This is a genomic window from Porphyrobacter sp. MBR-155 (genome assembly GCF_040547625.1).
Classification (GTDB): Bacteria; Pseudomonadota; Alphaproteobacteria; order Sphingomonadales; family Sphingomonadaceae; genus Erythrobacter.
Genome location: NZ_JBEPQB010000011.1, coordinates 69,733 through 82,369 on the forward strand (window position 1 = coordinate 69,733; position 12,637 = coordinate 82,369).

Sequence of the window (12,637 nt, forward strand, 5' to 3'; positions counted from 1 at the left end):
CCGATGTGGTTTAGCAGAACGGCATCCACGCGTTTTCGATGTGGGTGGGCTGGCGGCCCGGTGCAAGCAGGATCACGTCGATGCGGATATCTTCGCCGTCGGCCGCGTATTCGTGCGCGACGATTTCCGCCGCTTTGGCCACCCGCGCCAGCCGCCGTTCGTCAATCGCGTCAGCCAGTGCAGCGCTGCGTGCGCGCCATTTGACTTCGACGAAGGCGACAAGCCCGGGCTTGCGGGCGATCAGATCAATCTCGCCCGCCTTGGTCTTGACCCGCTCGGCGACAATGCGCCAACCTTGCTGGGCGAGCCACATCGCCGCCTCAGCCTCACCCTCGCGCCCGCGCTGATCGGCTTCGCGGCGCACATCGGTGGAGCGTTCGCGGGTCATTCCCCCTTCAACTCCAGCGCGCGGGCATAGAGTGCTGCGCGGTCGAGCCCGGTGGCCTTGGCGACGATTCCCGCCGCCTTGCCCGGCCCCGCATCGGCCAATGCTGCGCGCAGCAGCTTGTCGGGATCGGCCACCGGCGTTTCGGCCTCGGCTGGCGGGCCGATCAGCAGCACAATCTCACCCTTGGGCGGATGCGCTGCGTAATGATCGGCGAGGCTGGCGGCGCTGCCGTTGCGGCATTCCTCGTGCAGCTTGGTCAGTTCGCGCGCAACCGCCACTTCGCGCTGCGGCCACAATTCGGCAATTGCGCGCAGCGAACGCTCGATCCGGGGGGCGGTTTCGTAGAATACCAGCGTGGCGGCGATACCGGCCAGCGCTTCGAGTGTTTCACGCCGCGCCTTGTCCTTGACGGGGAGAAATCCGGCAAACAGGAACCGGTCGCTCGGCAGGCCGGCAATCGACAGGGCTGATACCGCCGCACAGGCCCCCGGAATGCTGATGACGGGAACGCCTGCCGCGCGTGCCTCTTTCACCAGTCGATAACCCGGATCGGAAATCAGCGGCGTCCCGGCATCGCTCACCAGCGCCACCGCTTCATTGCGTGCCAGTTCGATCAACCGCGCGCGCACTTCGGGCGGGGCGTGATCGTCCAACCGTTGCAACCGCGCCGAGATACCGAAATGTTTGAGCAGCTTGCCCGTCACGCGCGTATCCTCGCACGCGATCATCGCTGCGCCGCGCAGGATGTCGAGCGCACGCAACGTCATGTCGCCTAGATTGCCAATCGGGGTCGCAACGATGTAGAGACCGGGATCTGGCGTCCCTGTTGGGATGGATGGAAGCTCTGCGGTCATTATGGCCGGATCAATGGAGCAGCAGCGAGAGGTCGGCAAGGATGAAGCGCATAAATCTGCCATTTTGGGCACCCGCACGAGATCGCAGGCTGATGCGCAGCGCACGGCTGCTTACCGGGCGCAATCTTGCGCTGGTGGGCGGCCTGATGCTGGCCGCCGGGTGTCAGGTGATCCCGAAGTCCGACGTTGCCACCGCGCCGCCGCCCGCGCCGACACCCGAACCTTCGGCGACCGCGCTCCCCACAGATTCGGGCCGCCACCGCATCGCGTTGCTGGTGCCGATGGACGGCGATACCGCAGCCGTCGGGCAGGCGATCGCCAATGCGACGACGATGGCGCTGCTCGATACCAGCGCGGATAATCTGCGGATCACCACCTATGATACCTCCGCGGGAGTGTCGGCTGCGGCGCGCAAGGCGATTGCTGATGGTAACAAGCTGATCCTTGGTCCGTTGATGGCCGATGGGGTGCCTGCCGTGCAGGCCGTCGCGCGCCCGGCAGGGGTGCCGGTCATTTCCTTTTCCAACGACACCAGCGTTGCCGGGCCGGACGTGTTCGTGATCGGCCATGTGCCCGAACAATCGGTTCGCCGCAGCGTGCAATATGCCCGCGCGCGCGGTTCAAACCGCTTTGCCGCGCTGCTGCCCGAAGGCGATTACGGCACCCGCGCAGCATCGGCGCTCGACAATGCGTTACGCGATTTCGGCGGCGCGCTGGCGGGGCGGGAGAGCTATGCGCGCGGCAATACCTCGATTGTCAGCGCAGCCCAGCGCCTGCGCGCAGCGGGCGGGTATGACACTGTCGTGATTGCCGACAGCGCACGGCTTGCCATTCAGGCTACCGATGAATTGCAGCGCGAAGGATCTGCGCGGGCGCGCATTCTCGGCACCGAACTCTGGAGCGGAGAGGCGACGCTGGCCCGCGCCGGATCGATGGAGGGCGCGCTGTTCGCCGCCGTGTCCGACCAGCGCTTCAAACGCTTCGCCGACAGTTACGAAGCGCGCTTTGGGGCGCAGCCCTTCCGGGTGGCGACGCTAGGTTACGATGCTGTGCTGCTGACCTTGCGGATCGCGCGTGACTGGAAGGTTGGCACGCCCTTTCCCAAGAGCGAATTGTATGACCGCGGCGGCTTTCTGGGCGTTGACGGCGCGTTCCGCTTTGGCCGCAACGGCGTGATTGAACGCGCGCTCGAAGTGCGCGAAGTGCGCGGCGGTGAGGTTGTCGCGGTCGATGCTGCGCCAACCGGCTTTACGCGCTGAGTAAAACCGGCAAGCGCCGCTTGTGAGGGGCCCGAGCGCAGGCCTATAGCTGCGGCTATGTCCGATACCACCCCAGACGATCTGTTCGCCAATACCCCCACCTCCAGCGGCGATTACAATGCCTCTGCCATCGAGGTTCTCGAAGGGCTTGAGCCGGTTCGCCGCCGCCCCGGCATGTATATCGGCGGAACCGATGAACGCGCGTTCCACCACCTTGCCGCCGAAGTGCTCGACAACGCGATGGACGAGGCTGTGGCAGGCCATGCCACGCGGATCGAGATGCGGCTTGATGAAGGCAATCGCCTGAGCGTCGCGGATAATGGGCGCGGCATTCCGGTTGATGAACACCCCAAGTTTCCGGGCAAATCGACGCTGGAAGTGATCATGTCCACGCTCCATTCGGGCGGCAAGTTTTCAGGCAAGGCCTATGCCACCAGCGGCGGCCTGCACGGTGTCGGGGTCAGCGTGGTCAATGCGCTTTCGGTGCATGCCCGGGTCGAAGTAGCGCGCGACAAGCAGCTTTATGCGCAAGAGTTTTCGCGCGGGATCACACAAGGCGCTTTGCAAAATCTTGGCCCGACCCCCAACCGGCGCGGCACCACGGTGACGTTCGTCCCTGACCCGGAAATCTTCGGTGAACGCAAGTTCAACGCCAAGCGATTGTTCAAGCTGGCGCGGTCGAAAGCCTACCTGTTCGCGGGCGTTGAAATCCGCTGGAAATGCGCCGCCAGCCTCGCCAGCGACGATGTCCCGGCAGAGGCAACCTTCAAGTTTCCCGGCGGGTTGGCCGATCACTTGGCCGAACAGGTGGGCGGGCGCGAATGTGTCACCGCGCAGCCCTTTACCGGCAAGCAGGATTTCGCGGAAATCGGCGGCGAGGCGCAAGGCCGGGTCGAATGGGCGATTGCCTGGCCGCTTTATTCCGATGGGTCGACCAGCTGGTATTGCAACACCGTGCCCACCCCCGATGGCGGCACCCATGAACAGGGCCTGCGCACGGCGCTGACGCGGGGACTGCGCGCGTTTGGCGAATTGGTCGGCGCCAAGAAGGCGAAAGATATTACCGCCGATGATGTCATGACCGGCGCCGAGGTGATGCTCAGCGTCTTCATTCGCGACCCGCAATTCCAGTCACAGACCAAAGACCGCCTGACGTCACCCGAAGCAGCGCGCCTTGTCGAAAACGCGGTGCGCGATCATTTCGACCACTTCCTCACCGATAATATGGAGCGCGGCAAGGCGTTGCTGGGTGAGGTGATGGAGCGGATGGATGAACGGCTCAAGCGCAAGCAGGAACGCGAAATCAAGCGCAAGACTGCGACCAATGCCAAGAAACTGCGCCTGCCGGGCAAGCTGACCGATTGCAGCGGTGAAGGCGGGCGTGAAACGGAACTGTTCATCGTCGAAGGCGATTCTGCGGGCGGCAGCGCCAAACAGGCGCGCGACCGCAAGTCTCAGGCGATCCTGCCGATCCGGGGCAAAATCCTCAACGTCGCATCGGCCACCGCTGACAAGATCCGCGCCAATTCCGAAATCGCCGACCTTGCGCTCGCGCTCGGCTGCGGCACCCGCAAGGATTGCGACGCCGATCAGCTGCGCTACGACCGCATCATCATCATGACCGATGCCGACGTTGACGGCGCGCATATCGCCACGTTGCTGATGACGTTCTTCTTTCAGGAAATGCCCGATATCGTCCGCAAGGGGCATCTGTATCTCGCCCAGCCGCCGCTTTACCGGCTGACCGCGGGCAAAGAGAGCCGCTACGCCCGCGACGATGCACACCGCGCCGAATTGGAGGCGACCGTGTTCAAGGGCAAAAAGGTTGAAGTGGGGCGCTTCAAAGGCCTTGGCGAGATGAACCCGCAGCAATTGCGCGAAACCACGATGGCCCCCGAAACGCGCGGGTTGATCCGCATCACGCTGCCGCAGGAGTTTGAACAGCGCGCAGGCGTGGCGCGGTTGGTCGATGAACTGATGGGCCGCAACCCCGAACACCGCTTCAACTTCATCCAGAACCGCGCAGGCGAGATTGACCGCGCGTCGATCGATGCCTGATCGCAAATATCCCGACCCGCGTGAGGAAGACATCATGGCTGGCGACCGCCGGGTGTCTCGCCCCGACAGCGCGCTGCCGGATTCGATCATCCCCGATGCATCCTATCGCCCGATCCCGATTGTCTGGTTTGCGGCGGCGTTTCTCATCCAGATGACGACGCTGTTCGCGCTGTTTGTGGTGCTGCAAAATCAATCGGGCTGGATCGTGATCGGCCTTGCGGCGCTGATTACCGGGATGCTCGGAATGTGGACGTGGGATCGCGGGATGAAAGCTGCCGGCACGGGCTGGAAGGTCGCCACAATCGCGATGCTGGCGGCGCAACTTGCGTTTGTTTGCCTTGGTGCCGCCAGCAGGCTGTGATCGCACCGCGCATTGCGATCACATATGCTCGACCGCTTCGGTGTGAATGTGCAGATGCCCCTCCAGCGTGCGGTGGACAGGGCACTTGTCCGCGATTTCGATGATTTTCGCGCGCTGTTCTGCGGTCAGTTCATCACCCAAAAGCTCGATCTTGCGATTGAGCGATTGCACGTTGGCTGAAACCTCATTATCCGAACAGTGGTCGCAATCCTTAGCGTGATCGCGATCATGGGTCAGCGCAATGCGCGCACCTTCAAACGGCCATTGCTTGCGATCGGCATACATCTTCATCGTCATCGCGGTGCAGGTGCCCAGCGCCGCCAACAGCAGGTCATACGGGGTTGGGCCAGTATCATTCCCACCCGCACTCGCCGGTTCATCCGCGACAAAGCGGTGACGTGAGGTGAAAACTTCGGTGCCGAATTTACCGTTTCCGGTCTGCACCACCACGCCCGATTCCGGCTTTGGTGACATATCCTTGTTCGCCAGATAACGCACCGCCCAGGCGGCGATCATTTGCGCAGCGAAATTTGCATCATCATCATTGGTCAGCAGATGATCGGCGCCGGCCAGACTGACAAAGCTTTTGGGATGTTTGGCCGCGTCAAACAATTTGCCCGCGTGCTCCACCCCGACAATCGTATCGGTTGGCGAATGCATGATCATCAGCGGGACGCGCAGCTTGGTCATCTGGTCGAGCAGTTCAACGTCGCGGGTCTTGGTGAGAAACTCCGCGCTCAGCACGAACGACCGACCGCCAATGGTGACCTTGCCCTCACCCACGCGCTCGATCTCTGCCAGATCGCCCTTTATGTTGTGAAGCACATGGGGAACGTCGCTAGGCGCGCCGATGGTTGCCACCGCAGCAACCTTTTCGCGGCCAAGGATGCTCGCCGCAGCCAGCACCGCTGCCCCGCCGAGGCTATGGCCAACCAGCAGGATCGGGCAATCGAACTGAGCGATCATATAATCGACCGAGGCAACCAGATCTTCGACATCACTGGCAAAGCCGGCGCTGCCGAAATCACCTTCGCTGGCCCCCAAACCGGTAAAGTCGACGCGCAGCGCGGCGATCCCTTCACGCGCCAACGCGCGGGTGACGGCAGTCGCCGCCTTGGATTGCTTGGTGCAAGTAAAACAATGCGCAAACAACGCCGCCCCGCGCACCAGCCCAGTGGGCAATTCAAGCGCAGCGGCAAGCGTGTGCCCTTTCGCGGTCGTGATCTTGAGGTTCTCGGTCGGCATCGGCAGTCTCCTTGCGCGGCAGTCTAACGGGTTATTCGCTGTGCAGGCACAAAAGTTTCAGCGAGCCGTGGCACGCGCCCCGTCAATTGTTCGGGTTCCGCTGCGTCACCCTTGCACAAGGTGGCGCAGCCACTTAACGCGAACGGAAAGTGCAAAGGAAAATCCATGAGCCAGCAGCCCAATAGCCCGCAACGTTTTGAAGGCACGAAATCCTATATCGCCACCGAAGACCTCAAGGTTGCGGTGAATGCCGCGGTGATGCTGCGCCGCCCGTTGTTGATCAAGGGTGAACCCGGCACTGGCAAAACCGTGCTGGCGTATGAAATTTCCAAGGCGCTGAATGCCCCGCTGATCGAATGGAACATCAAATCCAGCACCAAAGCGCAGCAGGGCCTGTATGAATATGATGCGGTGGCCCGCCTGCGTGATGGCCAATTGGGCGAAGAACGCGTCCACGATATCCGCAACTACATCAAGAAGGGCAAGCTGTGGGAAGCCTTCACCGCCCCGCAACTGCCGGTGCTGCTGATCGATGAAATCGACAAGGCCGATATCGAATTTCCGAACGACCTGTTGCAGGAACTGGACCGGATGAGCTTCGACGTTTACGAAACGCAGGAGCGGATCGAGGCGAAAGAACGCCCGATCGTGGTCATTACTTCGAACAATGAAAAGGAACTGCCCGACGCGTTCCTGCGCCGCTGTTTTTTCCACTATATCAAGTTCCCCGACCGCGACACGATGCAGGACATCATCAACGTCCACTATCCTGATATTCAGAAATCCTTGGTCAAAAAGGCGATGGATATCTTCTACGATCTGCGCGACGTGCCGGGCCTGAAGAAGAAGCCTTCGACCAGCGAATTGCTCGACTGGCTCAAGCTGCTGCTGAACGAGGATATGCCGCTGGAAGTGTTGCAGAACGCCAACCCCAACAGCGCCATTCCGCCGCTGCATGGTGCGCTGCTCAAGAACGAACAGGACATCATGCTGTTTGAACGGCTCGCGTTCATGGCGCGGCGCAATCCCAGCTAAGGGTGACTTCTTAGGGGGATTTAGGCCCCGCCTAGGTCGCTCTAGACCCCCGCTAGGCTCTTTTTGAAGGACTTAAGGCCGATGTTTCACGTGAAACATCGGCTTTTTGTAGCCATCAATCGAAACTGTAAGCCAGTTCGACATCACCCCATCGCCGCCCACCTATTACCAGCGGGACATAGACGTTGCGCACCACCACGTAATTGTTGCCGTCGCCTTCCTGACGATACACCGCCATCATATAGGGCGCAGTGCTGGCCTTGGCCTTGCGGTCGATCGTATCGAACATCAAACGCCCGTTACGGCAATATTTGGTGTCGTGCGCCAGATCACCGGTTGGCTTGCGTGAACGTTCGGTGAGGTGGGTCGGCAGGTATCCGTTCAGATCGGTGCAGGCCGCCGCCAAAATGCGCGCGTCGCCCGCCTTGGTGCGGTCGAGGAACGGGCGCCATTCCGCGTGCGCCCAATCGGTCAGCCGGGTGCGGAACAATTGCGGATTGGTGTTCGGCACCGGCACATAGTCCGTATCGAACAGTGACCCCATGTCGAGCGCGCCCGATGCCAGCGCCGCTTCGGTATGGGCGGCGACGGCGGTGGCAAATTCCTGCGCCTGGCTAACCATCGCACTGTCTTCAGGGCTGAGGCCTGCCTGAACGATCCGATCAAACATTTCGCTGGCGGTGATTTCCAGCTCTTCCATCTTGCGGTGCGCGCCGTGCAGCCGTTCTTCGTTGCTGCGCGAGGCGGCGTCATAGCTGGTGAGCACGCGCTGCACCTTGTCGACATGGCTGCTGATCGTGCCGGTTGACCGGGCGATGACATCGTTCTGCTTGTCGACCTCTTCCACCAGAGCGCTCACATTGGAGAGACTGCTTTCGATCCGTGCGACCGAGGCGCGGGCTTCGCCGCTGGCCTTGGCCCCTGCCTCGATCCGGGTGATCACCACTTCGGCCTCGCCGCCCAACGCATCAATCGTCTGGGCGATTTCCTCGGTCGCCTTGCGGGTATCATTGGCGAGGCTTTTGACCTCGGCCGCCACCACCGCAAAGGTGCGCCCCGCATCGCCTGCGCGCATCGCTTCGATAGTGGCGTTCAATGCAAGAATGTTGGTCGTTTCGGCGATATTGTCGATATCCTGCGCGCTGCGGCGCACCTGCTCCATTGCGGCGGAAAAGCTGGTGACGTGCTGGCCGAGCGTGTCGACCAACTCGATCAGCCCGGCGATCTGGCCGAGCGACGACTGGATCAGCGCGGTGCCTTCCGACAGGCGTTCAATCGCGCGTTCTGACAATAGGCGGGCCTCATCGCTCGCTTCGGCGACCTTCGACTGGTCAGCCTCCAGCGCGAGAACGGTTTCGCGCAGCGCCTCGTGTTCGCTGCGTAGCGCCTTGGACGAAGCGATCACCGCCTCGACCACGCCCGCCACATCGGTGCAACCGACAGTTACCGCCCCGCAACTTTCGGGGATCATGCCGAGTGCGTGAGCATTGGCGGTGTCGATGGCGAATTGTTGCATGGCTGCGCGGCCCCTGTTGTGTGTGCGCAGACGTAACCGATGATGGTAAGCGAAGTGTTAAATCGCCGCGCGCAGGCTGCACAAGAATGGGGACTGGTCAGGTTCGCTGACGCGGGTTAAGCACGCACCCATGTTTTTCAATTTCATCGACGAGCTTCGGGCCGCCGGCATTGGTGCCAGTTTCAAAGAGCACCTCACCTTGCTGGAGGCGCTCGACAAGGACGTGATCGATCAAACGCCCGAGGCGTTCTATTATCTCTCCCGCGCCACCTTCGTGAAGGATGAAGGCCTGCTCGACCGGTTCGATCAGGTGTTCCACAAGGTGTTCAAGGGGATCATGTCCGATTACGGCCAGAACCCGGTCGATATCCCTGAAGACTGGCTGAAAGCGGTCGCCGAAAAGTTCCTGACGCCCGAGGAAATGGAAGCGATCAAATCGCTCGGCGACTGGGACGAGATCATGGAGACGCTGAAAAAGCGGCTCGAAGAACAGGAAAAGCGCCATCAGGGCGGCAACAAATGGGTCGGCACTGGCGGCACTTCGCCGTTCGGCAATTCGGGATACAACCCCGAAGGCGTGCGGATTGGCGGGGAGAGCAAGCACAAGCGCGCGATCAAGGTCTGGGAAAAACGCGAGTTCAAGAACCTCGACAACACCAAGGAACTCGGCACCCGCAACATCAAGATGGCGCTCCGGCGATTGCGCCGTTTCGCTCGCGAAGGCGCGCAGGATCAGCTTGATATTGATGCGACGATCAAGGGCACGGCCAAGCAGGGCTGGCTCGACATCCACATGCGCGCCGAACGCCGCAATGCGGTGAAGCTGCTACTGTTCCTCGACGTCGGCGGGTCGATGGACCCCTTCATCAAGCTGGTCGAAGAGCTGTTCAGCGCTGCCACGGCGGAATTCAAGAACCTTGAATTCTTCTACTTCCACAACTGCCTATATGAAGGCGTGTGGAAGGACAACAAGCGCCGCTGGCAGGAACGCACCAAGACCTGGGACGTGCTCTACAAATACGGCCACGATTACAAGATCGTGTTCGTGGGCGATGCGGCGATGAGCCCCTATGAAGTCAGCCATCCCGGCGGCAGTGTCGAACACATGAACGAGGAAGCAGGCGCATTGTGGCTGCAGCGCGTGGTCAACACTTACCCCGCGACCGTGTGGCTCAACCCGGTGCCGGAAAAGCAATGGGGCTATTCGCAATCGACCAAGATGATCAAGCAGCTGGTCAATGACCGGATGTATCCTCTGACGCTCGATGGGTTGGACGACGCGATGCGGGAGCTGTCGCGGAAGCACGGGGCTTGAGGTTCGCCCGCACCTTCCTTGCTGGTGCGGCATTGGCTTGTGCATCTTGCACAGGCCCACGACCTGAGCGCGATGTCAGAATGGCGCCATCAGGTCCGGTGCCTGATTCTGAGCGTAGGGAAGGCGTCCAGTCCACTCTTTACACTGGCCCCGGCCTAGTCTGCGGGATCGGTTTCGGCATCGAGTTGCACCAAGATGAGCAGATGCGGAAGTTCGACAGAATGATGGATTTTGTGACCTACCATCTGTCAGATCCGCAACGCGGTGCCACCATTTACGAGGGCAATGCCCCGCAAGACGCCGATGCGGTTATCAATACGGAGCGGCGTTTCCCCTCCGTCATTGCCATCCACCTTGATGAGGGTGGTTATGACAAGTCACTTGCTCGACGGGTGCTGACGGGGAGGTCGCTACCAGCGGTGTGTGAGGCAAAGCCAACCCAATGATCTCTGAAGAGGGGGCGAGAGCTGGCCACACCCGCTTCGAGGCGGTCCGCCTCAAGCTCGAAGCCTTCGACCCCGGCACGGGCTGGCGGCTGTGGCTCTATGAATTCCTGCTGTTTGGCTTCAAGCAAGGCTGGGCCTGCCTGTTTGGCGGCTTGCTGCTGGCGCTGCTGCTGGGGACGCACCTTTTCTACCCCGAAAGCACCCCTCTCCACCGCTATGACTTCCTAACCCTCGCCGCCATCGCGATTCAAGCCGCGATGCTCGCCTTCCGGCTGGAGACATGGCGCGAGGCGCGGGTGATCCTGATCTTCCACGTCGTCGGCACGGTAATGGAGCTGTTCAAGACGCAGGCCGGATCATGGACTTATCCCGAGGCAAGCGTGCTCCACATCGGCGCCGTGCCACTGTTTTCAGGCTTCATGTATGCTGCTGTCGGCAGTTACATCGCGCGGGTGTGGCGGATTTTCGACTTCCGCTTCAGTCACTATCCGCCCGCTTGGATTACGTGGACGCTGGCGGCAGCAGTCTACATCAATTTCTTCACCCACCACTTCACCATCGACATCCGCTGGGGGCTGTTTGCCGCCACGGCGTTGATCTTCTGGCGCACCCGCGTCCATTTTCGTAACTGGCGCGAGCATCGCTGGATGCCGTTGCTGGTCGGCTTCGGCCTCGTTGCGCTGTTCATCTGGTTCGCCGAGAATATCGCCACCTTCGCCAATGCCTGGAATTATCCGGGGCAGGAAAACGAATGGCGCATGGTCAGCCTCGCCAAATATGGCAGCTGGTATCTGTTGATGCTGATCAGCTTCGTGCTGGTGGCGGTGGTGCAGCCAGTGCGCACGCCCGACTAATCCTTCTGATCCAGCTCCTCGTTCAGCCGCAATCCGCAGCGCCAGAAGAAATACGCCGGAACCAGCCCCAGAAACGCCGCGCCATACAACACATAGCGCACACTTTCGGTGCCATAGGCTGGCTGAAGCAGGTCGGATAACATTCCGAAGAACAGCGGCCCCAACCCCAGCCCGATCAGGTTCTGGAAAAACAACAGCGTCGCCGCCGCAATCGCGCGCGCGCGGATCGGCACCAGCCCCTGCGCCGCCGAATAGGTCGGCCCGTAATAGAATGAATTGAACATCGTCGGCAAAAACAGCAGCACCAGCGCCATCGGCCAGCTTGGCGAATTATAGGCCAACAACGCCAGCGGCACTGCCAACGCCATGCCGATTGCGGGCGCGCTAAGCACATGGCGGCGATTTTTTGCGCCGAAGCGATCAGCCAGATAGCCACCGAGCACGGTGCCAACGATGCCCCCTACCCCGCCGACGATGCCGAACCACAGCCCCACCTCGCCCGGTGTCAGATCATGCGTACGTTGGAAAAAGATCGTGGTCCACGTGGTCTTGCCATAGGACAGGAATGACGCTGCCGAACCCGCGAATAGCAGCAACACGAACGCCCGTGAACTCACCACCACCCTCAGCGCATCCATCAACGGCAGTGCGGCGGGCTGGTTCTGGTTACGCAGGATCATCTGGGCATCACTGCGGCGCGGGTCTTTCAGCACGAACCACACCACCAGCGCCAACGCCACGCCGGGCAAACCGACGATCAGGAATGCCTCTCGCCAACCAACGAAATCGGCGAGAATCCCGCCAATCACCATCCCCATCAGCGTGCCGATCGGGATGCCGAGCGAATAGAAGGCGAGCGCCGAACTGCGCTTTTCCGGCGGCACGATGTCGCTGATCAACGAATGCGCGGGCGGTGTGCAACCCGCCTCCCCCACGCCCACCCCGATCCGCGCGAGCAGCAGTTGCGAAAAGTTCTGCGCCAGCCCGCACAGCGCGGTCATGCCCGACCATATGGCCAGAGAAACCGCGATGACTGCCGGGCGACTGGTGGATGACCGGTCGGCAAAGCGCGCAATCGGGATGCCCAGCACCGTGTAAAACAGCGCAAAGGCCAACCCGGTCATCAACCCGATCTGGGTGTCGCTAAGCCCCAGATCGCGGGCGATCGGTTCGGCAAGGATATTGACGATCTGGCGGTCGATAAAGTTGAAAATATAGACGATCAACAGTATCCACAGCGTCACCCTGACCGATCTGGAACCCGATACGTTCATCGGTGTGGTCGCCATTTGCAATCCCTTCCCTT

Annotated in this window: 12 protein-coding genes; 7 read left to right on the forward strand and 5 right to left on the reverse strand. The window is 61.4% G+C overall.

Going from position 1 to position 12,637, the window contains the following annotated elements; all coding sequences use genetic code 11:
* Positions 1 to 10: 10 nt before the first annotated feature.
* Together ABIE62_RS12295 and rsmI are read right to left on the reverse strand one after the other, a co-directional pair.
* Positions 11 to 388, reverse strand: coding sequence for a YraN family protein (locus tag ABIE62_RS12295; RefSeq protein ID WP_354326406.1), 378 nt, complete (start codon positions 386 to 388; stop codon positions 11 to 13).
* Positions 385 to 1,242 carry a 16S rRNA (cytidine(1402)-2'-O)-methyltransferase gene (rsmI, locus tag ABIE62_RS12300; RefSeq protein ID WP_354326408.1) on the reverse strand — a complete coding sequence of 286 codons (858 nt, stop codon included), beginning with the start codon at positions 1,240 to 1,242 and terminating at the stop codon, positions 385 to 387. The genes ABIE62_RS12295 and rsmI overlap by 4 nt, the downstream gene beginning before the upstream one ends.
* 92 nt (positions 1,243 to 1,334) lie before the next feature.
* Between rsmI and ABIE62_RS12305 the strand changes: the two genes are divergently transcribed.
* The 3 genes from ABIE62_RS12305 to ABIE62_RS12315 are packed head-to-tail and all read left to right on the forward strand — an operon-like array spanning position 1,335 to position 4,920.
* Entirely contained in the window at positions 1,335 to 2,501 is a 1,167-nt protein-coding gene (locus tag ABIE62_RS12305) for a penicillin-binding protein activator (protein ID WP_354326409.1), read from the forward strand.
* Positions 2,502 to 2,558: 57 nt separating this feature from the next.
* A complete protein-coding gene (parE, locus tag ABIE62_RS12310; RefSeq protein ID WP_354326411.1) occupies positions 2,559 to 4,559 on the forward strand; it encodes a DNA topoisomerase IV subunit B in 2,001 nt (666 codons plus the stop codon).
* Positions 4,552 to 4,920, forward strand: a complete 369-nt coding sequence (locus tag ABIE62_RS12315) for a hypothetical protein (RefSeq protein WP_354326413.1) — start codon at positions 4,552 to 4,554, stop codon at positions 4,918 to 4,920. Before parE ends, ABIE62_RS12315 begins: the two co-directional genes overlap by 8 nt.
* Before the next feature lie 18 nt (positions 4,921 to 4,938).
* Here ABIE62_RS12315 and ABIE62_RS12320 read toward each other — a convergent pair whose 3' ends face one another.
* Positions 4,939 to 6,165, reverse strand: coding sequence for a bifunctional alpha/beta hydrolase/OsmC family protein (locus ABIE62_RS12320; RefSeq protein WP_354326415.1), 1,227 nt, complete (start codon positions 6,163 to 6,165; stop codon positions 4,939 to 4,941).
* 165 nt (positions 6,166 to 6,330) lie between these two features.
* Between ABIE62_RS12320 and ABIE62_RS12325 the strand changes: the two genes are divergently transcribed.
* Entirely contained in the window at positions 6,331 to 7,200 is an 870-nt protein-coding gene (locus ABIE62_RS12325; RefSeq protein WP_354326417.1) for an AAA family ATPase, read from the forward strand.
* Between the two features lie 115 nt (positions 7,201 to 7,315).
* Here the strand turns inward: ABIE62_RS12325 and ABIE62_RS12330 are convergent, their stop codons facing one another.
* Positions 7,316 to 8,716 carry a methyl-accepting chemotaxis protein gene (locus ABIE62_RS12330; RefSeq protein WP_354326418.1) on the reverse strand — a complete coding sequence of 467 codons (1,401 nt, stop codon included), beginning with the start codon at positions 8,714 to 8,716 and terminating at the stop codon, positions 7,316 to 7,318.
* Between the two features lie 130 nt (positions 8,717 to 8,846).
* Here ABIE62_RS12330 and ABIE62_RS12335 point away from each other — a divergent pair, with 130 nt between their 5' ends.
* The 3 genes from ABIE62_RS12335 to ABIE62_RS12345 all read left to right on the forward strand — a co-directional run bounded on the left by ABIE62_RS12335 (position 8,847) and on the right by ABIE62_RS12345 (position 11,331).
* Positions 8,847 to 10,031: a vWA domain-containing protein gene (locus ABIE62_RS12335; protein WP_354326420.1), complete on the forward strand. Its 1,185-nt coding sequence runs from the start codon at positions 8,847 to 8,849 to the stop codon at positions 10,029 to 10,031.
* 221 nt (positions 10,032 to 10,252) lie between these two features.
* On the forward strand, positions 10,253 to 10,477 hold the full coding sequence (locus ABIE62_RS12340; RefSeq protein ID WP_354326422.1) for a hypothetical protein: 225 nt from the start codon (positions 10,253 to 10,255) through the stop codon (positions 10,475 to 10,477).
* On the forward strand, positions 10,474 to 11,331 hold the full coding sequence (locus ABIE62_RS12345; RefSeq protein WP_354326424.1) for a DUF817 domain-containing protein: 858 nt from the start codon (positions 10,474 to 10,476) through the stop codon (positions 11,329 to 11,331). The genes ABIE62_RS12340 and ABIE62_RS12345 overlap by 4 nt, the downstream gene beginning before the upstream one ends.
* Here ABIE62_RS12345 and ABIE62_RS12350 read toward each other — a convergent pair.
* Positions 11,328 to 12,620, reverse strand: a complete 1,293-nt coding sequence (locus tag ABIE62_RS12350) for a spinster family MFS transporter (RefSeq protein ID WP_354326426.1) — start codon at positions 12,618 to 12,620, stop codon at positions 11,328 to 11,330. The genes ABIE62_RS12345 and ABIE62_RS12350 overlap by 4 nt on opposite strands.
* Between the last annotated feature and the right edge of the window lie 17 nt (positions 12,621 to 12,637).